This window comes from Jannaschia marina, from assembly GCF_013404595.1.
In the GTDB taxonomy this organism is placed as follows: domain Bacteria; phylum Pseudomonadota; class Alphaproteobacteria; order Rhodobacterales; family Rhodobacteraceae; genus Jannaschia; species Jannaschia marina.
Window position 1 is genome coordinate 385,092 of record NZ_JABVAX010000003.1, and the last position, 25,857, is coordinate 410,948.

A 25,857-nucleotide genomic window follows, 5' to 3' on the forward strand; every position below is an offset into this window, starting at 1 on the left:
GACGACACAACCGACGGGGAACGAGATGCGGCGTCTGCACTTCTACATCATGGGTCTGATTTCCTTGGCCTACGGCCTGCTCGTGATGACCGAATACGTCCTCATCTCCTACGGGCTGCAGAAGGCCTGGCTCGAGTTCTATTCCGAGGCGCAAATCGCCTGGTTCGAGGCGCTGCCGGACTGGGTGCACGGTGTCTGGGGGGCGCATGCGACGCTGGCGCTCGTGGGTGCGCTCTGCCTGCTGGCGCATCTGCGGCCGGCGGTCTGGATGCTGTTCTTCTCCTTCTTCACCCTCCTTGTGCTGGTCGTCTGGGCGACCCTGCTGGCCGATCCGTCGATGCTCTCGCTCGTCGGCTCTTCGGTGATGGCCTGGGCGACGTCGGCTCTGGTGCTTGCGCTCAGCTTCCTCATCTATCTCTATGCCCGGCACGAAAAGCAGCTGGGCGAGGTGCTCTGATCGGCTTTACCGCCGCCGACGGTCTTGGTAGGCCAACCCGACTGAAATACTGGGGTTTCGATGGCACCGCGTCTTCAGGTCGAGGGACTGGTCCGGCATCTTGGGGGGCGCAACGTGGTCGACGGGATCTCCCTGTCGGTCGCGGCGGGGCAGGTGACCTGTCTGCTCGGGCCATCGGGTTGCGGCAAATCCACGACCTTGCGGATCATCGCCGGTGTCGACCGGCAGGACGCGGGGCTGGTGCGCCTGAACGGTGCGGTGGTGTCGGGTGGGCATCATCACGTTCCGGCCGAGGCGCGGGGCGTCGGTCTCATGTTTCAGGATTTTGCGCTTTTCCCGCATCTGACGGTGGCGCAGAACGTGGCTTTCGGTCTGTCGAAGGGGGCCGAGGCGGCAGCGCGGGTCGCCGAGCTTCTGGAGCGGGTGGATCTGACCGGCTATGACGCGAAGCATCCCCACGAGCTGTCGGGTGGGGAGCAGCAGCGCGTGGCCCTCGCACGGGCGCTGGCCCCCCGGCCCGGCATCATGCTGATGGATGAGCCCTTTTCCGGCCTCGACAACCGGCTGCGCGACGGTATCCGCGATACGACGCTCGCCGTTCTGAAGGAGGAGGGCACGGCCGTGCTTCTCGTGACGCACGAGCCGGACGAGGCGATGCGGATGGCCGATGAGATCGCGCTCATGCGGGAGGGGCGGATCGTGCAACAGGCCGCGCCCTACAACATCTACAACGCGCCCGTCGACCGGGCGGCAGCCGCGTTTTTCAGTGATATCAATATCCTGCGGGGCGATGTTCACGGATCTCTCAGCGACACTCCTTTCGGACAATTCCTGACACCGGGTCTCGAGGAGGGGACGGAGGTCGAGATCTGCTTCCGTCCGCAATACGTGCGCATCGATTTCGACCGAGCCGGGCAGGGGCCGCGCCCGACTGCGGCAGAGGGCACGCCCGCGCGCGGCACGGTGCTGCGCGCCCGGTTCATGGGGAAGGAAAGCCTCGTCGAGTTTCTGATGGACGATGGCGTGAGCCGCGTTTCGGCGACGGTGCCGGCGGTCTTCCTGCCGAAGCCGGGCACGGTGCTCTGGCTTTCGATCCGCAGGGATCGCTGTTTCGTCTTCCCGCGCGTGGCCTAGGCGGTGTGGGGGCAGGATCAGGCGTAATCCGGGGATCGTGACTGGCGTGCGAGAGACGGTCGGTATCGACCATCACGTCAGCGGGAACGAGGTGAGATTCGCAGATCAACAGATCCCCGGGGCGGGGGCTCGGATGGTCAGCCGAGAAAGGTCGTCGAGGGGTCAGCGACCCCAGGTGCGGACGTTGCCACAATCGACATGGACGAAGTTCGAGCGCGAGTAGCGGCCCACGCCCCCGGCACCACAACTTGCCGCGGCGCGGGCGACCTGACTGACGGAGCGCGACGACAGGCGAATGTCGGCGGCCCGTCCCTCGAGGTGCAGCGAGTATTTCGCCACGCCACTCGACCGGCGGCGCAACATCGCGTTCGTCGCCGGCGAGCGATAGCCCGAAAGCAGCAAGAACGGCTCGCGCGAATCGACCAGGCGATGGGTCGCGGCGATGATGTCGATCGCGCGATTGTCGATGGCCTTGGTCTCGTTCCGGCGCCAGTCGCGGAAGAAGAAGTTGATCTCCGCCAGCGCCTCACGCACGTAACGACCCTCGATCCAGTAGACCGACTCCATGCTCTCGCCGGTTCGGGCGTTGTGCATCTTGATGGTTCGGATATCGCCGCCCCCACGCAGGAACCCTGCGGCCTTGGAGTATGTCGGTGCGGCTGCGATGGCGGTTGCTGCGAATGCGCCCAGCAATCCACGCCGGGTCAGGGACGCCGGCACGCCTGCATCTGTCTGTTCACTCACGTCTTGCCCCATTTTGTTTGGGCCGTCTGCGCGGCCTCAGGTGTCTCATCCCCATGTGACAGGATTGATGTGGCACAAGTGCGGCGATTCTCTAAGCGCCTTGAGTCTTCGCAGTGGCATGAGCGGGTTTTTGCGCATCAAGATCATGTGTCGGAACCTTTTCGATTCTGTTGCCCGACTGCCTACAGCGCATTTCTTTGAGAAACGTGAATGGACAGGGAATTGTCAAAAGATAACCTGTCGCCATCTGCTCATTTCCGGATTTCCAAATGTTTCTTCGCCCGCCTTCCTTTCTGCTTGCCGCGCTTCTTTGCCTGACCGGCCCGGCGGAGTCCGCGCCTCTCGTTACACCCTTGCAACAAGCTGTGGCCCAGGCCGCGTCGGAGGACGAGGCCATCGCCGCGTTCTACCGCGCGCGCGATTTCGCACCCGTCTGGATGGGCGAGGGAGCCGAGCACCGTCGCGCGGCCTTCCTCTGGGCGCTCGATCAGGCGAAGGACCATGGCTTGCCGACCGCGCGCTACGATGCCGCGACGATCCGGGCGGAGTTCGCCGGCGCGACGGATGCCGCCACGCGCGGTGCGCTGGAGGTGGCGATGACGCAGCGGTTTCTCCGCTATGCGCAGGACGTGAGCTCCGGCATCGTCGATCCGAAGCGGGTGGACCGGACGATCGTGCTAGACGTGCCCAAGCGCGACTGGCTCGAGCAGATGACCCGCTTCACGGAAGAAGACCCCTATGCCTTCGTGCAGGGCCTCTGGCCGACGTCGCCACAATACACGCGCCTCCTGCGCGAGAAGCTGCGCCTCGAGGAGATGCAGCGCGCCGGCGGGTGGGGCGCGACCGTGTCGGGCGATACGATGGCACGCGGAGCCGAGGGTCCGGCCGTCGTCGACCTGCGCAACCGACTGATCCGCATGGGTTATCTGCGCCGCTCCGCCGTTTCGGCCTATGACGCGGAGATGGAGGCCGCGGTGCGCGCCTTCCAGATCGACCACGGGCTCACACCCGATGGCGAGGCCGGTGGCGCGACGCTGGCCGCGATCAACGTCTCGCTCGAGGATCGGATGGGCCAGATCATCGTAGGGCTCGAACGGCAGCGCTGGATGAACAAGCCGCTGGAGCCGCGCCACATCCTCGTCAACCTGGCCGAGCAACACGCCTACGTCTACGATGACGGCAAGGTGACCTTCGACACCGTCGTCGTCGTGGGGGCCGACACGCCCGACCGGCGCACGCCGGAGTTCAGCCACACGATGACCCACATGGTCATCAACCCCTACTGGCACGTTCCGCGCTCGATCACGGTGAACGAGTATCTGCCCGCGCTGCGACGGGGCGGGGCGCGCCATCTGGAGGTCTACTCGCGCAATGGACGCGTGAACCCGAACCGTATCGACTTCAGCCGCTACAACGCCCGCAACTTCCCGTTTTCGCTCAAGCAGCCGCCGGGGCCGCGCAACGCGCTCGGGCGGGTCAAGTTCATGTTCCCGAACCAGTGGAACATCTACCTGCACGACACGCCGTCGCGCGATCTCTTCAACCGCGACCTGCGGACCTTCAGCCACGGTTGCGTTCGCGTCGGCAAGCCGCTGGAGCTGGCCTATCACCTGCTTGCGCCGCAGACGGCGACGCCGGAGGCCGACTTCACCGCGCATCTGCGCACGGGGCGGGAGCGGCGCGTGAACCTCGAGGATCCGATCGGCGTGCATCTCGTCTACTGGTCGGCCTGGGTGACGCCGACGGGGCGCGCGAACTATCGCGGCGATCCCTACGGCCGGGACGTGAAGGTGCTGCGCGCCCTGCAGGATGCCGGGGTGGAACTGGACGCCTCGCGCAGCTAAATCGACCCCGGGGCCACGCCGGCCCCGGAGGTCATGACCGGTGTTCACGCTCGATCAGATTGCCGCCGCCCTCGGGCGTCCCGTCGACGGGGACGGCGCGCTTGCCTTTCGCCGTGCCGCAGAGCCGGGCACGGCCGGCCCGGATGATCTCGCGCTGGCCATGTCGCCGGCCTACGGTGCTGCACTGAAGGACAGCCGGGCGCGCGTCGCGATCCTCTGGGAAGATGCGGACTGGCAGGCCCTCGGGCTCGAGGGGGCGGTTCGGGTGCCGCGCGCGCGGCTTGCCATGGCGGGCATCACCGCCGCACTCGACCCCGGGCCGCGGATCGCGCCGGGCGTCCACCCGACAGCGCTCGTCGACGAGACAGCCGAGATCGGGGAGGGGGCCGCGATCGGGCCCTATGCCGTCATCGGACCGGACGTCAGGGTCGGCGCCCGCGCACGCATTGCCGCCCATGTCACCCTCGACGCGGGCGCGCGTCTCGGCGCGGACGTGCGGTTGATGCAGGGCGTCCGCATCGGCAGCGGGGTAACCCTCGGCGACCGCGTCATCGTGCATCCGAACGCCGTGATCGGGGCCGACGGGTTCAGCTTCACGACAGAAGCCGAGAACGCCGTCGAACGCTCCCGCCGAACGCTGGGCGACCCCGGAGAGCCCGTCCGCCAATCCTGGGAGCGGATCCATTCGCTCGGCTCGGTCAGCATTGGCGACGATGTGGAGATCGGCGCGAACAGCGCCATCGACAAGGGCACCATCGCCGACACGACCGTGGGGCGGGGCACCAAGATCGATAACCTCGTGCACATCGGCCACAACAACCGGATCGGCGAGGATTGCCTGATCTGCGGGCAGGTGGGGATGGCTGGCGGCTCGACGGTGGGCGATCAGGTCGTCCTCGGCGGGCAATGCGGGGTGAGCGACAATATCACCATCGGCGACCACGTCGTCGCGGGCGGGGCCACCAAGATTTTCACGCGGGTCCGCGCGGGCGAGGTGATCCTCGGCAACCCGGCAGTCAAGATGGAGACGTCGCTCGCCATGCAGCGCGCCCAGCGGCGCCTCCCGCGCGCGCTGCAGCAACTGAGCGACCTTCGCAAGATCGTCACGAAAGCCGGGCAGGGAGCGGGGCATGACGACTGACATCCGCACCCGCGTCCACGAGATCGTCGCCGAACAGGCGATGATCGACACCGACGACGTGACCGACGCCTCGGTGCCCGCCGATCTCGGGATCGATTCGATGGGACTGGTCGAGGCGATCTTCGCCATCGAGGAGGCCTTCGACATCCAGGTTCCCTTCAACGCGAACGAACCCGCGGCCTCGGACTTCGACTATTCCTCGGTCGGGGCCATCGTCGCCGCGGTCGAGCGTCTCGTGGCCGAACAGCATCCGTGACGCGCCGTGTCGTCATCACCGGGGCCGGCACGATCAACGCGCTCGGGGCCGACGTTCCGGCGACGCTCGAGGCGCTCCGCGAGGGGCGCTCGGCCATCGGGGAGCTGGACATCCGCGACGTCGACCGCCTGATGATCCGCATCGGCGCGCAGGTCGCGGGCTACGACGAAAGCGCGCATTTCAACCGCCAGCAGATCGCGCTCTACGACCGCTACACGCAGTTCGCGCTGCTGGCCGCGGGTCAGGCGCTCACACAGGCGGGGCTCGTCTTCGAGGGGGCGCTCGCCGCCCGCTCTGGCGTGATCCTCGGCACCTCGGGCGGCGGGCTCAACACGCAGGACGAGAACTACCGGGCCGTCTACGAGGACGGGAAGAACCGCGTGCATCCCTTCGTCGTCCCGAAGCTTATGAACAACGCGGCGGCCGCGCATCTGAGCATGGAATACAACCTGAAGGGCCCGTCCTTCACGGTCGCCACCGCCTGCGCCAGCTCCAACCACGCGATCGGGCAGGCGTTTCAGTTTATCGCCTCTGGCATGGCCGATGTGATGGTAACCGGCGGGGCCGAGGCGATGCTCTGCTTCGGCGGGGTGAAGGCGTGGGAGGGGCTCCGCGTGATGTCCCGTGATACCTGCCGGCCCTTCTGCGCCACGCGGTCTGGCATGGTCCAGGGCGAGGGCGCGGGCGTCTTCGTGTTGGAGGACTACGATCACGCCCGCGCGCGGGGGGCCGAGATCTTGGCCGAGGTGGCGGGTATCGCCATGACCTCCGATGCCTCCGACATCGTCATGCCCTCGCGGCAGGGGGCGGAGCGGGCGATGGCCGGCGCGCTTGCGCAGGCGGGGCTGGCGACCTCCGACATCGGATACATCAACGCCCACGGCACCGGGACGGCGGCGAACGACAAGATCGAGAGCGCGGCCGTCGCCCATGTCTTCGGGGCGGATGCCGACCGGCTGGCGATCAGCTCCACCAAGTCGATGCATGGCCATTGCATCGGAGCGACGGGGGCCATCGAGCTTCTGGCCTGCATCATGGCGCTCCGCGACGGCGTCATCGCCCCCACCGCAAACTGGCAGGAGCCGGACCCGGAATGCGCGCTCGACATCGTACCGAACAGGGCACGCGAGGCGCGGGTGACGGCGTGTCTCTCCAACGCCTTTGCCTTCGGCGGCATGAACGCCGTTCTGGCGCTCAAGGCGGTGTGACAGTCGCCCCTAGGCTTCCGGGAGAACGGAGGGGGTCGTGCGCCCCATTCGACAGAGATCGCAGATGCGGACGGCCTCGGTGATCCCCATCAGGGCCAGATCCCGGAAGTCCGGCAGGACGTAGGGATCGGCGCGGGCGTAGTCGACGGTGTAGCCCAGATCCTCGAAGGACGCGATGGAGAGGCGGCTCAGCGGGCGATCCGTTCCCGACAGGAAGCCGGTCAGCAGTTCGTCCCCGAAGATCAGCTCTCTCCAGTGACCCTCGCGCGTGCCCGGACCGCCGGTGTTGGCAAGAGGAACGCCCGCTCCGGCATCGGGGTCGAGGGTGGCGAACTCGCGGTTGGAGGCCGGGCCGGTGAACCGGGGATCGGCCGATCCGCTCCCCTCGATCAGCCCACGCCGCGCCCAAAGCGTGCCGAAGCCCAGCACATGGGCCATCTCGTGCAGGATCACATCCTCGAAGCGGCCGCCCTGTTCCAGTGTTTCGACATCGGCTTCGTCGAAGTCCATGATCCCGGCCACGGGACGTTCGTCACCGGGGCGCAGGAGGGTCGGCCCGGCCTGTCCCAGAACGCCCTCGGGGCCGTCGATCCGGTTGATCGAGACGTCGATCCGCAGGCCGGTCAGTACGTCGCCCTCCGCCTCGATTGGCGGAAAGCCCGTGTCCATCACCTCGTCCCACCGGGTCGCCGCCCGTTCGAAGACGCCGCGGCGCGTGTCGGTGATCGGGCTGATGAAGCGAAGGGTGATCATCGGGCGTCCTTTCGGTTCGGTCTGCTGGTATCAGAAGACGGGCCCGCGGCGCGGGATGCCAGCCCCCCGGTTCGCCATGTCAAAATCGGCCCGCGATTGCCGGTCGCCCGCCGTCTTCCGCCGGGACCGCATCGCCTCCATCCGAAACGCAACGGGGCACCCGAAGGTGCCCCGCTCGATGCGTCCCGAAGGAAGCGATCATTCGTTGGCCACTTCCACCGCCGCGAGGCCGGCGGTGAAGCCCGTGAGGGACATGGTCAGTTCCGCCTGCTGATCGGGGGCCAGCGCGGGCACCACGACCAGCGTGGCCTTCGCACCGCGACGGAAGGCCTGCACGTCGGCGGCGGTGAAGCCCATCCGGCTGTAGCAACCGGTCTGGTCGCAGAAGCTGTAGGGATAGCGGCGGGGCTGCCCACCATCGATCGTCATCGTGACCTGCGCGGTCAGGAGCGTCTGCAGCGGGGTCAGCACCGTCGCCCCGGCGACGATCTCGCCCCCGTCGGGCAGGTCGAAGAAGTTCACGTCCGCCGTCGGGTTGCCCTGCTGATCGGCAAGACGCTGGTAGAGCTGACAGGGATCGTCCTGTCCTTCGGGGGCCTCGAGGCAACGGACCTCCCAGTCACCATGCTCCTCGCGCACGTAGATCTGCGGCCCGCCCGACAGCGCCTCGCCGACCGACGTTCCGGTCGAAAGATCGCCACCGGGCGAAGCAGGCGGTGCCTGATCGGCGTCGAGCGTCTCGCCGGCTTCGGGCGTCTCGGCGGTCTCGCCGGTTTCGGGAGCTTCGGTCGCCGTCCCGGCGTCCTCTGTGTCGGTCTCCTGCGCGAGGCCGGGGGCCGCCATCAGCGACAGCGCCAGCACCGAGGCGACGGCGGGCAGGAAACGGGTCGAATGGATCACGATATGCACTCCTCGAAAGTGATTTGCGCCGGGTCTAGCACGGCTTTTCGTCGAGGTGCAGGGGGCATCGGTTTCGGTCTGCACGGCGCGAGATGATGCCCCGAAACGGCCGCGATGCCGAACGTCCGAAATAAGAAAAAGGGCCTGTGAGCAGGCCCTTTTTCATGTTGATTTTTTCTCTCCCCGTCGGACTGGCCGACTTGATGATGCAGACCCTAAGCAGCGATTCTAAAGGCGTCAACAGACTATTTTGAACGGGTTTCGTGAATCTTCGCTTCGCTCCGGGGCGGGCGCGAATCCGGCTCTGCCGATGGCGCGCGACGCGGTGCGGGCTGTGCGCGCGGCACCTCGGCTGCTATGGCGGACGGGTGTTAACCCGGGGGGACGAAATGGCGACATCTGACGGCGGGATCTTCGTGGGCGGCGGAGGTGCCGACTACGGCACCGCGCAGCATCTGCGGCTCGACTACGCGAACCGTCACGGGCTCATCGCCGGGGCGACGGGCACCGGCAAGACCGTGACGCTCCAGATTCTCACGCAGGGGTTCTCGGATGCGGGCGTTCCGGTGTTCCTCTCGGACGTGAAGGGCGATCTCTCGGGGCTCGCGCGCCCCGGCTCGCCCGAGCACAAGCTGCACGGGGCCTTCCTCGAACGCGCGGGCAAGATCGGGCTCGATCTCGACTACGCCGCCGCGCCCGTGACCTTCTGGGACCTCTGGGGAGCCGATGGCCATCCGGTGCGCACGACCGTCTCGGAGATGGGACCGCTCCTCCTCGCGCGGCTGCTGGAACTGACCGAGGCGCAGGAGGGTGTCCTCAATATCGCCTTCCGCGTGGCCGACGAACAGGGATTGGCGCTTCTCGACCTGAAGGATCTGCAGGCGCTGCTCGTCTGGGTGGGCGAGAACCGCAAGACGCTGTCTACGCAGTACGGCAATGTGTCCACCGCCTCCGTGGGTGCGATCCAGCGTGCGCTTCTGACGCTCGAGACGCAGGGCGGGGTGAACCTCTTCGGGGAGCCGGCACTGGAGCTGGAGGATCTGGTGCGGACCGCGCCCGACGGGCGTGGGCGGGTGAACGTGCTGGCTGCCGATCGACTGATGGCCGCGCCGCGGCTCTATGCGACGTTCCTGATGTGGCTCCTTTCGGAACTCTTCGAGCAGCTGCCCGAGGTCGGCGACCCCGACAAACCGAAGCTCGTCTTCTTCTTCGACGAGGCGCATCTTCTGTTCGACGACGCGCCCAAGGCCTTGATCGACAAGGTGGAACAGGTCGCGCGGCTCATTCGCTCGAAGGGTGTGGGCGTCTACTTCGTGACGCAGAATCCCGAGGACATTCCCGAGGATATCCTGGGCCAGCTCGGCAACCGGGTGCAGCATGCGTTGCGGGCCTTTACCGCGAAGGACCGGAAGGCGCTGCGGCAAGCCGCGCAGAACTACCGCGAGAACCCGGCCTTCGACATCGAGGACGCGATCCGCGAGGTCGGCGTGGGCGAGGCGGTGACGTCCCTCCTGGAGCGCAAGGGCATCCCCGGCGTGGCCGAGCGCACGCTGATCCGGCCGCCCGCCTCCCAACTCGGTCCGATCACGGATGGGGAGCGAAAGGATGTTCTTCAATCATCTGATATTGCGGGGAAATACGAGGTCGAAATCGACCGGGAAAGCGCCTTCGAAGTGCTGGCCAAGCGGGCCGAAGACGCGGCGAAGGCGGCCGAGGAAGCGGAGGCCGAGGAGGACACCGCCGAGCCCGCGATGCGCGAATACAAATCCGGGCGCCGGTATTCGGGCGAGCGGGTGAGCCGCTCGACCTCGAAGCCGCGCAGCCGGTCGCGGCGGGGTGACAGCGTGGGCGAGGCCTTTGCCAAGTCCTTCGCCCGCTCGCTCGGGACGCGGGCGGGGCGGTCGATCGTGCGGGGGGTCCTGGGCGGGCTCTTCCGGGGGCGGTGAGGCGAGAAATGAACGTTTTGTACAAAAATTCCGGGCCGGCTGGACGTTTTGTACATCCCTCGAAAGCCCCCCTGCGATGATCCTGCGCCCGCCACGCCCGGTCGACGCGATGGAGATCGCCGCGATCCAGGCCGAGGGCCTGGCGACCGGCCATGCCTCGTTCCGCGACACGCCGACCGACTGGCAGGATTTCCATGACGGGCATCCGCTCGCCCTCGTGGCCGAGGAGCGGGGGATCGTGATCGGCTGGAGCGCGCTTGCGCCCACGTCGGCGCGCGAGACCTACGCCGGCGTCGGCGAGGTCAGCACCTATGTGGGGGCGCAGGCCGTGGGGCGCGGCATCGGGCGAGCCCTTCTCGACCGGTTGGTCGCCGAGGCGGCGGCGGAGGGCTGGTGGAGTTTCGTCGCGCAGATCTTCCCCGAGAACCGCGCGAGCCTCGCGCTCCACCGCGCCTGCGGGTTCCGTACGGTTGGCACGCGGGAGCGGCTGGGCCGGATGACCTACGGTCCGATGGCAGGCGCATGGCGCGACGTCGTGATGCTGGAGCGGCGGATGCCGTAGGGTACGCCGGTTCGGGTCGGGGCGTCGCGGGTTTCGGAGGGGCGCTCGATTCTGCGCTGTGCAGCCGTGACATCTCCTGCGGAGATATCACCCTGCTGCCGTCGATTTACGCCTGGACGGCGAAATCGCTATTCCCACTCGATGGTTCCGGGGGGTTTCGACGTGATGTCGTAGGTCACGCGGTTGATGCCCGGCACCTCGTTGATGATGCGCGTCGCCGTCTCGCCCAGGAATTCGTGGGTGAAGGGGTAGTAGTCGGCGGTCATGCCGTCGACGCTGGTGACCGCGCGCAGGGCGCAGGCGAAGTCGTAGGTCCGGCCGTCGCCCATGACGCCCACGGTGCGCACGGGCAGGATGGCGACGAAGGCCTGCCAGATCTCGTCGTAGAGGCCGTGGCGGCGGATCTGGTCGATGTAGACGGCATCGGCCTTGCGCAGGATGTCGAGCTTCTCGCGCGTGATCTCGCCCGGGCACCGGATGGCGAGGCCGGGGCCGGGGAAGGGGTGGCGGCCGATGAAGCTGGGCGGCAGGCCGAGCTCGCGGCCGAGCGCGCGGACCTCGTCCTTGAAGAGCTCTCGCAGGGGCTCGACGAGTTTCAGGCCCATCTTCTCGGGCAGGCCGCCGACGTTGTGGTGGCTCTTGATCGTGACCGAGGGGCCGCCGGAAAAGCTGACGCTCTCGATGACGTCGGGATAGAGCGTGCCCTGCGCGAGGAACTCCGCCCCGCCGACCTCGCCCGCGTGCTTCTGGAAGACGTCGATGAAGAGCTTGCCGATGGTCTTACGCTTCACTTCGGGGTCGCTTTCGCCCTCGAGGGCCCCGAGGAACAGCTCCTGCTCGTCGGCGTGGATGAGCGGCATGTTGTAGTGGTCGCGGAACATCGTCACGACCTCCTCCGCCTCGCCCTGGCGCAGGAGGCCGTGGTCGACGAAGACGCAGGTGAGTTGATCGCCGATCGCCTCGTGGATGAGGACGGCGGCGACCGAACTGTCGACCCCGCCCGAGAGGCCGCAGATGACCTTCGCGTCGCCCACTTGCTCCCGGATGGCGGCGACGGCCTGCTCGCGGTAGCCGGCCATCGTCCAGTCGCCGGTGAAGCCCGCGAGGCGGACGAAATTCTCGTAGAGTTGCGCGCCCTTCGGGGTGTGGTGCACCTCGGGGTGGAACTGCATCCCGTAGAAATGGCGCGCGGGGTCGGCGACGACGGCGAAGGGGGCGCCGGGCGAGGTGGCGTAGACCTCGAAGCCGTCGGCCAAGCGGCTGACGTGGTCGCCGTGGGACATCCAGACCTGCTCGCGCCCCGTGGCCTCCAGCCCGTCGAACCAGCCCTGCAGCAGGTCGAGGGGCTGCGACGGGGTGACGAAGGCGCGGCCGAACTCGGCGGTGCCCTCGCCGCGTTTCACTTCGCCGCCGAGCATCTGCATCATCACCTGCTGGCCGTAGCAGATGCCGAGGATCGGCACGCCGAGCTCGAAGATCTCCGCCGGCGGGCGCGGCGAGCCCGCGTCGGGGACGCTGGCCGGGCCGCCAGAGAAGATGACGGCGCGGGGCGCGAACTCGGCCAGGAAAGCGGGGGTGACGTTCTGGAAGGGATGGATCTCGCAGTAGACGTTCAGCTCGCGCAGCCGGCGCGCGATGAGCTGTGTCACCTGGGAGCCGAAATCCACGATGAGAAGGCGCTGGTGATCGGGCATGTCCATGCCCGCCGCTTACGCCGCCGGGGGTGCCGGGGCAAGGCCGGGCGATGTCGCTTTCGTCGCGCAGGGTGCGCAAACGGTCGGCGCGGGCCGTGACGGGCGGGCTATCGAGGCGACGAGGCATCCGGGTACAGGGAGCGAGCCATGGCGGACGGGGCACGGACACGGGGACGACGCGGCGGGGGCGGCGCGGCCCGGCGGGCGGAGCGCACGAGCACGCGGATCGACCAGGCGCGCTTCATCTCGCGGGCGATCCCGGACTACGAGTCGCTGACCGAGGAATTGCTCGGCATCATCGAGGCGAACGCCGAGGTCGTTCTCGAGGAGATCGGTGTCTCCTTCCCCGAGAACGAGCCCGCGCTCGAGCGGTGGCGGGCGGCAGGCGCGGAGGTGCGGGGCGACCGGGTCCACATCCCGAAGGGCCTCGCCCGCAAGCTCTGCGCGACGGCCCCCGCGTCCTTCACGCAGATCGCCCGGAACCCGGAGCGCAACGTGGAGATCGGCGGACGCAACCTGGTGCTCGCCCCGATCTACGGGCCGCCCTTCGTGCGCGACGGCGAGGGCCGGCGCTATGCGACGATCGAGGACTTCCGCAAGTTCGTGAAGCTCGGCCACATGTCGAAGTGGCTTCACCATTCGGGCGGCACCGTCTGCGAGCCGACGGACCTGCCGGTGAACAAGCGGCACTACGACATGCTGCTGGCGCATATGACGCTGACCGACAAGCCGTTCATGGGGTCGGTGACCGAGCCGAGTCGGGCGCGCGATTCGGTCGAGATGTGCGATATCCTCTTCGACGCGGGCGACGGACGCGGCCTCGACGGGCGCACGGCGCTCGTGAGCCTCATCAACGTCAACAGCCCGCTCACCTTCGATTCGATCATGATGGGCGCGCTGGAGGTCTATGCCGAGGCGAATCAGGCCTGCATCGTCTCGCCCTTCATCGTGGGCGGGGCGATGGCCCCGGTCTCGATCCTCGGCACATTGACGCAGGTGCTCGCCGAGGTGATGGCGGGCGTGGCCTATTCGCAACTCGTGCGGCCGGGCGCGCCGGTCATCTTCGGGGCCTTCGTCTCCTCGATCGACATGAATTCGGGCGCGCCCACCTTCGGCACGCCGGAAGCGGCACAGATAACCTATGGGGCCGGGCAACTCGCGCGGCGACTGGGGCTGCCCTATCGCAGCGCGGGGTCGTTCAACGGCTCGAAACTGCCCGATGCGCAGGCGGCCTACGAGACGGCCAACTCGCTCAACGCGGGGCTGCTGTCGGGGGTGAACTTCATGCTGCATTCCTGCGGATGGCTCGAAGGTGGGCTCGTCGCGGATTTCGAGAAGTTCGTGATGGACGCCGATCAGCTCGGCACGCTTCACAAGATGGCCGCGGGAGTGCCCTCGGACGAGAACGCGCAGGCGATGGACGCGCTGCGCGAGGTGGGGCCGGGCGGACACTTTCTTGGCTGCGCGCATACGCAGGCGAACTACCGCCAGGCCTTCTGGAAGTCGGATCTGTTGGACTACAAGCCTTTTGAAACCTGGTTCGAGGAGGGCGCGCGCGACACGCGGGCGTTGGCGGCGGCGCGGGTCGAGAAGCTCTTGGCTGACTACGAGGAGCCTGCGCTCGATCCGGCCATCCGGGCGGCACTTCTGGAATATGTGGAACGCAAGAAGGCGTCGATGAGCGACGCCTTTATCTGAAGTCTCTCGCTGCCGCCGCGCGTCAGGCGCGGGCGGCGCGGAAGGCGCGGGCCTCGGCCATGAGCGCGACGAGGATGTCGACGTGGCGGGCGAGGCTGTAATTCTTGTCGGTCGTCACGCGGCGTTCCTCGAGGGCGGCCTCGATCGGCAGCAGCTTCTCGAGCGCGGCGCGCGGCGTCGAGGGAATGGCGACGCGCAGCATCCGCCGCAGGTCCCGCCGGCGGTGATACTGCGTGGTGCCCTGATTGGCGGCTTCGACCAGCAGTTGCGGGCGGCGAAGGGTGTCGAGCTCGGCGGTGATCTTGCACATTGCGGCACGTCCTTGAGTCGGTTTCAATTGTCCTGATCCTGACGTCCGCAAAAGCGCCGTTGCGAAACAATCGAAAGCTGCGCGCGCTGTTGTCCCTTCGTTTACAGTTTCGAAACGATTGATGACGCTTTGGCCGATCTTAACGTCTTGGTAACCAATCCGAGAGACTTCTGGCGAGGTTATCAACAGGACTCGTTTCGGAGCGACCGATGTCCCCCTTACCGATTTCCCAAAGCCGGACACGCCTGCCGTCCTGGGTGCCGTCCTCGGCGCGCGCCTATGTAGCCCATGCGGTCGAGGGGCGCGCGTTGCGGGAGGTGGCCGCCGACAGCGGCTGTGCGCCCTCGACCATCCTGCGGCAGGTCCGCCGGATCGAGCAGCGCCGGGACGACCCCCTTGTCGATGACATGATCGAGCGGCTCTCGCTGGCTGCGCACGCAGGCTCCCCCGACCCAGACCTTGAGGATACCCCAAGCATGTCCGTTACGCCCCGCCACGAGACGCTCATCGACGACGACACCCTCGGCCGGGAGGCCCGGCGCATCCTGCGTCGCCTCTGCGAAAAGGATGCCGAACTGGTGGTCGGGCAGGGGATGCCGCAGGCCGCCGTGTTGCGCGATACCGGCGACACGCCGACGCGGACGGCGACCGTCGCGCGCAGCGTCGCGCAGGCCTTCGTGCTGAAGGACTGGGTGGCTTGCGTGAAGGCCGGACGGATCACGCGCTATCGCATCACCGACGCGGGGCGGGCCGCGCTCAAGCGGCTCCTGAGCGACACTCTGGCCGCGCGGCAGGACGCGCGGGGGATGGCCGAGGCGGCAAGCCCCTTTCTGACGCAGCAGATGGAGCTGGAGCAGCGGGTGGTCGAGCCGGGGGGCGAGACGCTGCGGGTGAACCTGGCCGAGTCACCACTGGGTGGCCTCGCGCGCAAGAAGGACCGCGACGGCAAGCCCTTCCTGTCGATGGAGCTGGTCGCCGCGGGCGAGCGGCTGCGCGAGGATTTCGAGCGCGCCCAGATGGGCCCGCGCGTCGGCCAGAACTGGGAGCGCTTCCTGACGCCGGGCGACCGGGGACAACTCGGGGCGAGCGATCCGCTCGGCGGTTCGGACGCGGCGCGGGCGCGGGTCAGCCGGGCCCTGCGCGAGCTGGGGCCGGGGCTTGCCGATGTCGTGCTGCGCGTGTGCTGCTTCCTCGAGGGGCTGGAGGCCGCGGAGAAGCGGCTCGGCTGGGCGGCGCGGTCGGGCAAGATCGTTCTGCGGATCGCGTTGCAGCGGCTCGCGGCTCACTACGCGCAGCTGCATCGCTGAGCGGCCCGGGAAACGCGAAAGGCCCGGTCGATGGGGGCCGGGCCTTTTTTGTTGTCCGTGCGCTTTAGCGCTTTTCGACGGGGACGTAGTCGCGCTCCGTCTCTCCGGTGTAGAGCTGACGCGGACGGCCGATCTTGAGCGCGGGGTCCGAGAGCTGCTCCTTCCACTGCGAGATCCAGCCGACAGTGCGCGAGAGCGCGAAGATCGGCGTGAACATCGATGTGGGGAAGCCCATCGCCTCGAGGATGATGCCCGAATAGAAATCGACGTTCGGGAAGAGTTTCTTCTCGGCGAAATACGGATCGGCGAGGGCCTGCTTCTCGAGTTCCTTGGCGACCTGCAGGATCGGGTTGTTTTCCACCCCCAGCAGCTCCAGCACTTCGTCCGCGCTCTCCTTCATCACCGTCGCGCGGGGATCGAAGTTCTTGTAGACGCGGTGGCCAAAGCCCATCAGGCGGAACGGATCGTCCTTGTCCTTCGCGCGGGCGATGAACTCGGGGATGCGATCGACCGTGCCGATCTCGTTGAGCATCTCGAGGCAGGCCTGGTTCGCGCCGCCGTGGGCCGGGCCCCAGAGGCAGGCGATGCCGGCCGCGATGCAGGCGAAGGGGTTCGCGCCCGACGACGACGCGAGGCGCACCGTGGAGGTCGAGGCGTTCTGCTCGTGATCGGCGTGGAGCGTGAAGATACGGTCCATGGCGCGCGCGAGGATCGGATCGACCGTATAGTCCTCTGCCGGCACGGAGAAGCACATGTGCAGGAAATTCGCCGCGTAATCGAGATCGTTGCGCGGATACACGAAGGGCTGGCCGATCGAGTACTTGTAGGCCATCGCGGCAATGGTCGGCATCTTCGCGATCAGGCGGATCGAGGCGACCTCGCGCTGCCACGGGTCGTTGATGTCGGTGCTGTCGTGGTAGAAGGCCGACATGGCCCCCACGACGCCGACCATCGTGGCCATCGGATGCGCGTCGCGGCGGAAGCCGCGGAAGAAGTTGTGCATCTGCTCATGGATCATCGTGTGCTGGGTCACACGGGTCTCGAAATCCTCGAGCTCCGCGGCGGACGGCAGATTGCCGTAGAGCAGCAGGTAGCAGACCTCGAGATAGTGGGACGCGCTGGCCAGTTGGTCGATCGGGTAGCCGCGGTGCAGCAGGACGCCGGCGTCGCCGTCGATGAAGGTTATCGCGCTGTCACAGGAGGCCGTTGACGTGAAGCCCGGGTCGTAGGTGAAGACGCCCGCCTGGCCGTAGAGCTTGCGGATGTCGACGACGTCGGGTCCGGCGGTGGGCGAGTGGACCGGCAGGTCGAAATCCCGACCGTCGAGCGTGAATTTCGCGGTCTTCTTTGTGTCAGCCATATCGGTCCTTTCGAGAGCGTCGCTGCATGAAGATCATGCTGCAACCGTTTGTCTTTTGCACCTTTTCGGGGTGCGAGGGTCTGATCGGCCGGCCGCCGTCTCCGGGGCCGGCCTATCCGTCGTCGCGCGCGACGTCATCGAGGCGCGCGAGGGTTTCATCCCGTCCGAGGACAAGCATCATGTCGAAGACACTGGGGGTGGCGGTGCGTCCGGCGAGGGCGGCGCGCAGCGGCGCGGCCAGCTTGCCGAGGCCAAGTCCCTTGGAGCCGGCCAGATCACCCACGACACCCTCCAGCACGTCGCGCGTCCAGCTAGCAGTTTGCAGGTGCGGCGTCAATTCTTTCAGTATGCCACGGGATACCGTATCGAGCGCCTTTGCAGCCTTCTCATCGGGCGTGACCGGCCGGTCGGTCAGCGCGAAATGGGCGCGCTCGACGATCTGGGGCAGGGTGCGGCTTGCCTCCTTGACGATCCCGATCGCGGGCAGAAGCCGGTCGGCCTCGACCGCCGGCGCGCCCGTCCGTGCGGTCCAGTCCTGCACCGCCGCGAGTATCTCGGCGTCCTCCATCGCGCTCAGGTGCTGACCCGAGAGGTTTTCGAGCTTCTTGAGGTCGAGGCGGGCGGGGGCGCGACCGATGCCCTCGAGGTCGAACCAGGCGCGGGCCTCGGCATCGGTGAAATACTCGGCATCGCCATGGGCCCAGCCGAGGCGGGCCAGGTAGTTGCGCAATGCGCGCGCCGGGAAGCCCATCGCCGCATATTCCTCGACCCCGGTGGCGCCGTGGCGCTTCGAGAGCTTCTTGCCGTCCGCCCCGTGGATGAGCGGAATATGCGCCCAGACCGGCTGCGCCCAGCCCATGGCGTCGAAGATCTGCGCTTGTCGGGCGGCGTTGTTCAGGTGGTCGTCGCCACGGATGACGTGGGTGATGCCCATGTCGTGGTCGTCCACGACGACGGCCAGCATGTAGGTCGGCGTGCCGTCGGAGCGCAGCAGGACCATGTCGTCGAGCTGATCGTTGCGGAAGGTGACGTCGCCCTGCACGGCATCGGCGATCACGGTCTCGCCCGCGCGCGGGGCCTTCAGGCGGATGACGAAGGGCGCATCGGGATGCGTTGCAGGGTCGGCGTCGCGCCAGGGCGAGCGGAAGAGCGTCGAGGTGCCCGCGGCCCGGGCCTCTTCGCGGAACGCCTCGATCTCCGCCTGCGTGGAGAAACACTTGTAGGCGGTGCCGTTCGCCAGCATCGCCTGCGCGACCTCGGCGTGGCGGGCCGCCTGCGCGAACTGGCTGACCGGCGTGCCGTCATGGTCGAGGCCGAGCCATTCGAGCCCCTTGAGGATCGTCTCGGTCGCCTCGGGGGTGGAGCGGGCGCGGTCGGTGTCCTCGATCCGGAGGAGGAACTGCCCCCCGTGCCGGCGCGCGAAGAGCCAATTGAAGAGCGCCGTGCGCGCCGTGCCGATGTGCATCGTGCCGGTGGGCGAAGGGGCGATGCGGGTGACGACGGGGGTGGTCATGGGCGTGGTCCTCGGGGCTGACGGCGGTGTTGCAGGGCAGGGTTAACGTTTTGTAAACCCCGCGGCCCGCAAGGTCGTGGGGTTGATATTCAGCCCGGCGGAGGAGGGCAAGGATGCACCAGGCCGACGCCGCGCCTCTCGTCCGCCCGGCCCTCTCGACGCGGCTGGTCGAGGGCTGCCGGGCGCTTCGGGGTCACCGGCTTCCGTGGCTTGCCGTCGCCTTCGGCGCGGGCGTCGGGGCCTATTTCGCGCTGCCGGTGGAGCCCGGGCGCGCGACGCTGATGGCCGGAGGGTGGCTCGTCCTCATGTTCGGCTGGCTTGCGTGGTGGCTGCGCACAAGCGTCGGGATCGTACCGCTTCTCCTCGCCGTCCTTCTCGCGGGCGCGCTCGTCGCACAGCTGCGCACGATGTCCGTTGCCGGGCCCGTGCTGGGCTTTCGCTACTACGGCGCGGTCGAAGGCCGGGTCGTGGCGATCGACCGGTCCGCCTCGGGCGCGGTGCGGGTGACGCTCGACCGGGTGCGGCTCGACCGGATGGCCCCCGAGCGCACGCCCCGCCGCGTGCGCCTTTCCTTGCAGACGCCGCCCGAAATGCCGTTGGAGCCCGGCGCCCGCGTCATGACGACGGCGCATCTGCTTCCCCCATCCGGCCCGACGGAGCCCGGCGGCTTCGACTTTCAGCGCCACGCCTTCTTTCTGAAGCTCGGGGCTGTCGGTTATACCCGCGTGCCGGTTCTGCTGGCCGGGCCGGGCGAGGCCGGCTGGGCCACGACCGTCGAGCGCGCCCGTCTTGCCGTGGCCGCGGCCCTGCGCGCGCGGATGCCGGGGCAGGCGGGGGAGGTGGCGGCGGCGATCACGACGGGCGACCGCTCGGGCCTGTCGCCCGAGGTGACGGGAACCCTGCGGGCGTCGAACCTGGCACACCTACTGGCGATCTCGGGGCTGCACATGGGGCTTCTCGTCGGCTTCGTCTTCTGGGCGTTGCGCGGAGCTTTCGCCCTGATCCCGCGCGTGGCGCTCACGCAGCCGACGCGGGCCTGGGCCGCGCTTGCTGCCTTTCCCTTCGCGGTGGCCTATCTGTTCCTGTCGGGCGGCGGGGTGGCGACGCAGCGGGCCTTCATCATGGCGGCCGTGATGCTGGGCGCGGTGGTGCTCGGGCGGCGGGCGCTCTCGATCCGGTCGGTCGCGATCGCGGCGATCCTCGTGCTGCTCTGGCGGCCCGAGAGCCTGACCGGTCCGGGGTTCCAGATGTCCTTTGCGGCGACCGGCGCGCTCGTGCTGGCCTTCGGGGCGCTCAACCAAATGGAACGGCCCGCCTGGCGCAGCGGTTGGCGCGGGAGCGTCTTCGCGCTCGTGGTGTCCTCGGCCGTGGCGGGGCTGGCGACGGCGCCCATCGCGGCGCTCCACTTCAACCGGATCGCGCATTTCGGGCTGATCGCGAACCTCCTGGCCGTTCCTGTCATGGGCGCGGCGGTCATGCCGCTGCTGTTCCTTGGCCTGCTTCTGATGCCGCTCGGGCTGGAGGCGCTGCCGCTTGCGGTGGCGGGCTGGGGGATCGAGTGGATCCTGATGGTCGCGGAGCGGGTGACGGCGCTGCCGGGCGCGGTGCGCGCGGTGCCGGCTCCGCATTGGGTGGCGCTCCCGCTCCTTGGGCTGGGCTTCGGCGTCTTCGCCGCGGCGCGGGGGGCGGCGGCGCGCGCTGTCGCCGTGGCCGCCGGGATCGGGGCTGCGACGGTCTGGGGGATGAGCGGGCGGCCCGACGTGCTGATCTCCTACGACGCGCGGCTTATCGGAGTGGCGACGCCCGAGGGGCGGTGGCTCAGCCGCGACAGCGGGGTCGCGTTCGTCGCGACGTCCTGGCTGGAGAACGACGGCGATCTTGCCTCGCAGGAGGCCGCGGCGGCGCGGGACGTCGCGATGCCCCTGCCGATCCACCATGCAGCGGGCAAGCGCGGCCTCGACGACGCGGTGAGAGCCTGTGCCGCCGAACCCGGATGGCTGGTGGTGGCGGTGACGCCCGACGCGGTGCCGCGCGGATGCCGGCTGATCGACCCGGAGAGCCTGTCACGGACGGGGGCGATCGCGCTCTCTCTCCGGGACGGCCGGGTCGAGATGCGGACCGCGCGCGACGTTCAGGGCGCGCGGCCGTGGGCGGGAGGCGGTTGACGGCTCAGTAGCTGCGGATAAGGCCGACGAGACGGCCCTGCACCTGCACCTGATCCTCCCGCAGGAGGCGAGTCTCATAAGCAGGGTTCGCCGCTTCGAGCGCGACCATGCCCTTGGTGCGGCGGTAGCGCTTGAGCGTCGCCTCGTGGCCTTCGACGAGGGCGACGACGATGTCGCCGTTGTCGGCCGTGTTCTGATCCCGGATCACGACGACGTCGCCGTCATTGATGCCCGCGTCGATCATCGAGTCGCCTTTGACTTCGAGCGCGTAGTGTTCGCCCCCGCGGTCGAGCATCTGGCCCGGTACGGCCACGTGGTGCGAGACCTCGCTGATCGCGTCGATGGGCACACCGGCGGCGATGCGGCCCATCACGGGCAGCTCGGTCGCGTGGACCTCGACGGGCATCGCACGGGCCGGCGCGGGCGGTTTCGCGGCCGGGGCGGAGCCGTCGATGACCTGGGGCACGAAGGTGGCACCGCCGGCCATGTCCTCGGGCAGGCGCGTGATCTCGATGGCACGGGCGCGATGGGCGAGGCGGCGGATGAAGCCCCGCTCCTCGAGCGCGGTGATGAGCCGATGGATCCCCGACTTCGAGCGCAGGTCGAGCGCGTCCTTCATCTCGTCGAAGGAGGGCGGCACGCCGTCCCTCTGAACCCGCTTGTGGATGAAGGCGAGAAGGTCGCGTTGCTTCCGGGTGAGCATATCTGTCCCTCATATCGTGCCGCGACGGGCGGCTGTCACGATATGTTCTATAAAAGTTCCTGTTTTGTGTCAACGCCGATGCAATGCCGACTCAAGGCGGCAGTGGCAGGGCCTCGACGGTCTCGCCCGAGTCGCGCGCGGCGTCGTCCGGGGGACGCACGACGAGGTGGGTCGCGTCGGTCAGCACGGTCAGAAGGCTGCTGTCCTGCCGCTCCGCGACGGTGAGGCCGCCCGGCCCGAGCGTGGCGCGCATGTAGTGCTGTCGCGGGCCGTTCGCGGCCAGCGGGGCGGCGAGGGGCAGGTGCTCTGGTGCCGCGGCGGCGGGCAGGCCGAGCATCCTGCGCAGCATCGGCAGGAGGAAGACGACGCCGCAGACCATGGCCGACACCGGGTTGCCCGGCAGGCCGACAAGCGGCTGTTCGCACAGCGTGCCGGCGAGCAGCGGCTTGCCCGGTCGCATGGCGACCTTGTGGAAGGACAGGTCGAGCCCGGCGTCGCCCGCGACCTGCGCGATCAGGTCGTGGTCGCCGACCGAGGCCCCGCCGATGGTGACGAGCAGGTCGGCACCTTGCGCCAGGTCGAAGGCGTGGCGCAGGCTCTCGGCCGTGTCGCGCGCGATGGGCAGGAGCCGCGCCTCGGCCCCCGCGGCCTCGACCATGGCGGCGAGGCCGTAGCCGTTCGACGCCGTTATCTGGCCGGGTCGGAGCGGCTCGCCCGGGGGGCGCAGCTCGTCACCTGTCATCAGGATCGCGACGATGGGTCGGCGCGTGACGGTCACCGTGCCGTATCCCATGGCGGCGAGGAGCGCGATATCGCGGCTGCCGAGCAGGCGGTCGGGCTGGTGCGGGGTGCCCAGGGTGAAGTCGCCGCCGGCCGGGCGGATGTGGGTGCCCACGCCGGGCTCGGCCGTGAGGGTGACACGGTCGCTCGCGCGCGCGACGTCTTCCTGCAACAGGACGCGGGTGGCTCCGGCGGGCAGGGGGGCGCCCGTGAAGATGCGGACGGCCTTGCCGGGGGCGAGCGCGCCGTCGAAAGGATGGCCGGCGGCGGCCTCTCCGATGACATCGAAGCTGTCGCCCCGGGCCGCGTCACCGGCAATCGCGTAGCCGTCCATCGCGGAGGCGGCGAAGGGCGGCTGGTCGTGCCGCGCGGCGAGCGGGGCGGACGGGGCGCGGCCCGATGCGGCGCGCAGGGCGACGTTCTCGCCGGGCAGGCGCTCCACGAGCGAGAGGAGGTGCGCCAGCGCCGTCTCGACCGAGATCACGGGGCCGGGGCCGTCCAGTCCCCCGATTTGCCGCCCGTCTTCGACAGCAGGCGGATGCCGCCGATCTCCATGTCCTTCTGGACCGCCTTGGCCATGTCGTAGACCGTCAGGCAGGCGGTGGTCACGGCGGTCAGCGCCTCCATCTCGACGCCCGTGCGCCCGGCGGTGCCGACGGTCGCCGTCACGCGCAGACCCGGCAGGGTCTCGTCGACGGTGAGGTCCACGGCGACCTTCGCGATGGGCAGCGGATGGCAGAGCGGGATGAGATCGGCGGTCCGTTTCGCCCCCATGATGCCGGCGAGGCGGGCAATGCCGATGACATCACCCTTCTTCGCGGTGCCCGATCGAATGATTTCAAGGGTCTCCGGGTTGGTCTTCACCCAACCTTCGGCCACGGCAACGCGGGTCGTTTCCGCCTTGCCCGAGACGTCGACCATATGCGCCGCGCCGCTCTCGTCGAAATGGCTGAGCCCGCTCACCGGCCCGAAACCATGGGGTTCGCCAGGAGTTTGCGCGTCGCGGCCTCGATGTCGTCCTGCCGCATCAGGCTTTCGCCGATCAGGAAGCAGCGTGCCCCGTATTGCGCCATAGCGGCCAGATCCTCGGGAGTGTTCAGCCCCGACTCGGAGACGAGGATGCGGTCGGCGGGCGCGCGCCGGGCCAGATCGTGGCTGGTGCCGAGGTCGGTGACGAAGGTGTTGAGATCGCGGTTGTTCATGCCGAGCAGGCGGGAGGAGAGCGCCTCCGCGCGCTCGAGTTCTTCGCGATTGTGCACCTCGACGAGCGCATCCATGCCCCATTCCGTCGCCGCGTCCTCGATCTCGGCGGCCTGCGCGTCGGAGACGCTGGCCATGATGATGAGGATGCAGTCGGCCCCGAGCGCCCGGCTCTCCGCTACCTGCCAGGGATCGTAGAGGAAATCCTTGCGCAGGACCGGCAGGTCGCAGGCGGCGCGGGCGGCCACGAGGTAGTCCTCGTGCCCCTGGAAACTCGGGCCGTCGGTCAGGACCGAAAGGCAGGTCGCGCCGCCGGCGGCATAGGCGGTGGCGATCGCCTCGGGGTCGAAATCGGCGCGGATCAGGCCCTTCGACGGGCTTGCCTTCTTCACTTCGGCGATGAGGCCGTAGCCCGCGTGCGTCGCCGCCTGCAGCGTGTCCGCGAAGGGGCGGACCGGGTCGGCGGATCGCGCGGCGTCCTCGATGGCGGCCTGATCGCGCTCGGCCTTGCGGGCGGCGATTTCTTCCAGCTTGTAGGCCTTGATCTTGTCGAGGATCGTCTCGCTCATGCCGCGGCCTCCGATGTGAGCTTCGCCAGCGCGCGGACCTTGCCCCACGCCGCTCCTTCATCAATGGATTTCGCCGCGAGTTCAACGCCCTCGGGCAGATCATTCACGCGGCCGGCGACAAGAAGCGCCGCCGCGGCATTGAGCAGCACCGCATCGCGATAGGCCCCGGCCGCTCCGTCGAGGAGGGCGCGGAAGGCCGTACCGTTCTCCTCGGGCGTGCCGCCGAGGATGGCTTCGAAGGGATGCGTGGGCAGGCCCGCGTCGTCCGGCGTGATCTGCCGCTCGGTCACGGCACCGTCGCGCAACTCGGCGAGCGCCGTAGGCCCGGCGATCGAGATCTCGTCGGTGCCGTCGGAGCCGTGGACGAGCCAGGCCACCTCCGAGCCGAGCGTGCCCAGCACCTCGGCCATGGGGCGCAGGAGCGCGGGGTCGTAGGCTCCCGTCAGCTGCCGGCGCACGCCGGCGGGGTTGGTGAGCGGGCCCAGCACGTTGAAGACGGTGCGCGTGCCGAGCTCGGCGCGCACAGGCATGACGTGGCGCGTGGCGGGGTGGTGCATCGGGGCCATCATGAAGCAGATGCCGACCTCGGTCAGGGCGCGCTCGGCCACCTCCGCGCCGACCATCACCTCGACGCCCATCTGCGTCAGCACATCCGCCGCGCCCGATTTCGACGACAGGTTCCGGTTGCCGTGTTTCGCGACCGGCACGCCGGCCCCGGCGACGACGAAGGCCGTCGCCGTGGAGATGTTGAGCGTGCCCTTGCCGTCGCCCCCGGTGCCGACGATGTCGATCGCGCCCGCGGGGGCGGCGACGGTGTTCATCCGCGCGCGCATGGCGGCGGCGGCGGCGGCGATTTCCTCGGGGGTCTCGCCCCGGGTGCGCAGCGCCATCAGGAGGCCCGCGATCTCGACCGGGGTGGCGGCCCCGTCGAAGAAGGCGGAGAAGGCCGTCTCGGCCTCGGCGCGGGTGAGCGGCCGCCCGGGGGCGGCATCGAGAAGCGGCTTGAGGTCGGTCATGCGGGCTCGGCTGTCGTCTGCGGCATCAGGTCGAGGAAGTTGCGGATGAGGGCGTGGCCGTGTTCGGAGGCGATGCTCTCGGGGTGGAACTGAACCCCGTGGATCGGCAGCTCCCGGTGGCGCAGGCCCATGATCATGCCGGACGCCAGCTCCGCGTTCACGACAAGGTCCTCCGGCAGGCTCTCGCGCTCCACGATGAGCGAGTGATAGCGGGTAGCCTCGAAGGCGGCGGGCAGGCAGGTGAAGACGCCGGTACCGTCGTTCTCCATCCGGCCCATCTTGCCGTGCACGATCTCGCCCGCGCGCACCACCTTGCCGCCGAAGGCTTGACCGATCGCCTGATGCCCGAGGCAGACGCCCAGAAGCGGCGTGCGCGTCTCGGCGCAGGCTTCGACCATGGCGAGGCAGATGCCGGCCTGATCGGGCGTGCAGGGGCCGGGCGAGAGCAGGACGCCGGCGGGGTTGAGCCCCATGGCGGCCTGCACGTCCATGGCGTCGTTGCGCACGACCTTCACCTCGGTCCCCTGTTCCGCGACGTAGTGGACGAGGTTCCAGGTGAAGCTGTCGTAATTGTCGATCAGCAAAAGCAAGCCAGTC

24 protein-coding genes are annotated in these 25,857 nt (G+C 68.7%); 11 read left to right on the forward strand and 13 right to left on the reverse strand.

The window, feature by feature from the left end; translation table 11 throughout:
• Positions 1–25 precede the first annotated feature (25 nt).
• Both HSX43_RS08275 and HSX43_RS08280 read left to right on the forward strand, forming a co-directional pair.
• The gene (locus HSX43_RS08275; protein ID WP_179379631.1) at positions 26–457 is read left to right on the forward strand and encodes a hypothetical protein; all 432 of its coding nucleotides are present in this window, start codon (positions 26–28) and stop codon (positions 455–457) included.
• Between the two features lie 60 nt (positions 458–517).
• Complete coding sequence (locus HSX43_RS08280; protein WP_179379632.1) at positions 518–1,591, forward strand: ABC transporter ATP-binding protein; 1,074 nt, start codon at positions 518–520, stop codon at positions 1,589–1,591.
• A gap of 162 nt (positions 1,592–1,753) precedes the next feature.
• On the opposite strand, the gene HSX43_RS08285 is transcribed toward HSX43_RS08280, so the two are convergent.
• The gene (locus tag HSX43_RS08285) at positions 1,754–2,335 is read right to left on the reverse strand and encodes a YcbK family protein (protein ID WP_328795200.1); all 582 of its coding nucleotides are present in this window, start codon (positions 2,333–2,335) and stop codon (positions 1,754–1,756) included.
• Positions 2,336–2,700: 365 nt separating this feature from the next.
• Here HSX43_RS08285 and HSX43_RS08290 point away from each other — a divergent pair, with 365 nt between their 5' ends.
• Genes HSX43_RS08290 through HSX43_RS08305 form a run of 4 tightly spaced genes read left to right on the forward strand, consistent with a single transcriptional unit; the run spans position 2,701 to position 6,784 of the window.
• Positions 2,701–4,179 (forward strand): L,D-transpeptidase family protein, encoded by a 1,479-nt coding sequence (locus HSX43_RS08290; RefSeq protein WP_328795201.1) that lies wholly within the window; start codon positions 2,701–2,703, stop codon positions 4,177–4,179.
• A gap of 40 nt (positions 4,180–4,219) precedes the next feature.
• Complete coding sequence (locus HSX43_RS08295; protein WP_179379635.1) at positions 4,220–5,320, forward strand: UDP-3-O-(3-hydroxymyristoyl)glucosamine N-acyltransferase; 1,101 nt, start codon at positions 4,220–4,222, stop codon at positions 5,318–5,320.
• Positions 5,310–5,576, forward strand: coding sequence for an acyl carrier protein (locus tag HSX43_RS08300; protein WP_179379636.1), 267 nt, complete (start codon positions 5,310–5,312; stop codon positions 5,574–5,576). The genes HSX43_RS08295 and HSX43_RS08300 overlap by 11 nt, the downstream gene beginning before the upstream one ends.
• Complete coding sequence (locus HSX43_RS08305; RefSeq protein WP_179379637.1) at positions 5,573–6,784, forward strand: beta-ketoacyl-[acyl-carrier-protein] synthase family protein; 1,212 nt, start codon at positions 5,573–5,575, stop codon at positions 6,782–6,784. Before HSX43_RS08300 ends, HSX43_RS08305 begins: the two co-directional genes overlap by 4 nt.
• 9 nt (positions 6,785–6,793) lie before the next feature.
• Here the strand turns inward: HSX43_RS08305 and HSX43_RS08310 are convergent, their stop codons facing one another.
• Together HSX43_RS08310 and HSX43_RS08315 are read right to left on the reverse strand one after the other, a co-directional pair.
• Positions 6,794–7,537 carry a leishmanolysin-related zinc metalloendopeptidase gene (locus HSX43_RS08310; RefSeq protein ID WP_179379638.1) on the reverse strand — a complete coding sequence of 248 codons (744 nt, stop codon included), beginning with the start codon at positions 7,535–7,537 and terminating at the stop codon, positions 6,794–6,796.
• A gap of 198 nt (positions 7,538–7,735) precedes the next feature.
• Positions 7,736–8,437 (reverse strand): invasion associated locus B family protein, encoded by a 702-nt coding sequence (locus HSX43_RS08315; protein ID WP_328795203.1) that lies wholly within the window; start codon positions 8,435–8,437, stop codon positions 7,736–7,738.
• Positions 8,438–8,826: 389 nt separating this feature from the next.
• Between HSX43_RS08315 and HSX43_RS08320 the strand changes: the two genes are divergently transcribed.
• Together HSX43_RS08320 and HSX43_RS08325 are read left to right on the forward strand one after the other, a co-directional pair.
• The gene (locus tag HSX43_RS08320; protein ID WP_179379639.1) at positions 8,827–10,383 is read left to right on the forward strand and encodes a helicase HerA-like domain-containing protein; all 1,557 of its coding nucleotides are present in this window, start codon (positions 8,827–8,829) and stop codon (positions 10,381–10,383) included.
• A 76-nt stretch (positions 10,384–10,459) separates the two neighbouring features.
• The gene (locus HSX43_RS08325) at positions 10,460–10,945 is read left to right on the forward strand and encodes a GNAT family N-acetyltransferase (RefSeq protein ID WP_179379640.1); all 486 of its coding nucleotides are present in this window, start codon (positions 10,460–10,462) and stop codon (positions 10,943–10,945) included.
• A gap of 128 nt (positions 10,946–11,073) precedes the next feature.
• On the opposite strand, the gene guaA is transcribed toward HSX43_RS08325, so the two are convergent.
• Complete coding sequence (guaA, locus tag HSX43_RS08330) at positions 11,074–12,639, reverse strand: glutamine-hydrolyzing GMP synthase (protein WP_179379734.1); 1,566 nt, start codon at positions 12,637–12,639, stop codon at positions 11,074–11,076.
• Between the two features lie 147 nt (positions 12,640–12,786).
• Between guaA and HSX43_RS08335 the strand changes: the two genes are divergently transcribed.
• Entirely contained in the window at positions 12,787–14,337 is a 1,551-nt protein-coding gene (locus tag HSX43_RS08335) for a trimethylamine methyltransferase family protein (RefSeq protein WP_179379641.1), read from the forward strand.
• 22 nt (positions 14,338–14,359) lie between these two features.
• On the opposite strand, the gene HSX43_RS08340 is transcribed toward HSX43_RS08335, so the two are convergent.
• Positions 14,360–14,647, reverse strand: coding sequence for a DUF6477 family protein (locus HSX43_RS08340; RefSeq protein ID WP_179379642.1), 288 nt, complete (start codon positions 14,645–14,647; stop codon positions 14,360–14,362).
• Positions 14,648–14,856: 209 nt separating this feature from the next.
• On the opposite strand from HSX43_RS08340, the gene HSX43_RS08345 reads away from it, so the two are divergent.
• Positions 14,857–15,954: a DUF6456 domain-containing protein gene (locus tag HSX43_RS08345; protein WP_179379643.1), complete on the forward strand. Its 1,098-nt coding sequence runs from the start codon at positions 14,857–14,859 to the stop codon at positions 15,952–15,954.
• A gap of 64 nt (positions 15,955–16,018) precedes the next feature.
• On the opposite strand, the gene gltA is transcribed toward HSX43_RS08345, so the two are convergent.
• Complete coding sequence (gene gltA / locus HSX43_RS08350) at positions 16,019–17,314, reverse strand: citrate synthase (protein ID WP_179379644.1); 1,296 nt, start codon at positions 17,312–17,314, stop codon at positions 16,019–16,021.
• Between the two features lie 112 nt (positions 17,315–17,426).
• A complete protein-coding gene (gene gltX, locus HSX43_RS08355; RefSeq protein WP_179379645.1) occupies positions 17,427–18,827 on the reverse strand; it encodes a glutamate--tRNA ligase in 1,401 nt (466 codons plus the stop codon).
• A gap of 113 nt (positions 18,828–18,940) precedes the next feature.
• Here gltX and HSX43_RS08360 point away from each other — a divergent pair, with 113 nt between their 5' ends.
• A complete protein-coding gene (locus HSX43_RS08360) occupies positions 18,941–20,992 on the forward strand; it encodes a ComEC/Rec2 family competence protein (protein WP_179379646.1) in 2,052 nt (683 codons plus the stop codon).
• Positions 20,993–20,996: 4 nt separating this feature from the next.
• Here the strand turns inward: HSX43_RS08360 and lexA are convergent, their stop codons facing one another.
• From lexA to HSX43_RS08390, 6 genes are all read right to left on the reverse strand, one after another.
• A complete protein-coding gene (lexA, locus tag HSX43_RS08365; RefSeq protein ID WP_179379647.1) occupies positions 20,997–21,695 on the reverse strand; it encodes a transcriptional repressor LexA in 699 nt (232 codons plus the stop codon).
• A 91-nt stretch (positions 21,696–21,786) separates the two neighbouring features.
• A complete protein-coding gene (locus HSX43_RS08370; RefSeq protein ID WP_179379648.1) occupies positions 21,787–22,959 on the reverse strand; it encodes a molybdopterin molybdotransferase MoeA in 1,173 nt (390 codons plus the stop codon).
• Positions 22,956–23,438: a cyclic pyranopterin monophosphate synthase MoaC gene (gene moaC, locus HSX43_RS08375; protein WP_179379649.1), complete on the reverse strand. Its 483-nt coding sequence runs from the start codon at positions 23,436–23,438 to the stop codon at positions 22,956–22,958. Before moaC ends, HSX43_RS08370 begins: the two co-directional genes overlap by 4 nt.
• Positions 23,435–24,244: an indole-3-glycerol phosphate synthase TrpC gene (gene trpC, locus HSX43_RS08380; RefSeq protein ID WP_179379650.1), complete on the reverse strand. Its 810-nt coding sequence runs from the start codon at positions 24,242–24,244 to the stop codon at positions 23,435–23,437. The genes moaC and trpC overlap by 4 nt, the downstream gene beginning before the upstream one ends.
• A complete protein-coding gene (gene trpD / locus HSX43_RS08385; RefSeq protein ID WP_179379651.1) occupies positions 24,241–25,260 on the reverse strand; it encodes an anthranilate phosphoribosyltransferase in 1,020 nt (339 codons plus the stop codon). Before trpD ends, trpC begins: the two co-directional genes overlap by 4 nt.
• Positions 25,257–25,850, reverse strand: coding sequence for an anthranilate synthase component II (locus tag HSX43_RS08390; RefSeq protein WP_179379652.1), 594 nt, complete (start codon positions 25,848–25,850; stop codon positions 25,257–25,259). Before HSX43_RS08390 ends, trpD begins: the two co-directional genes overlap by 4 nt.
• Between the last annotated feature and the right edge of the window lie 7 nt (positions 25,851–25,857).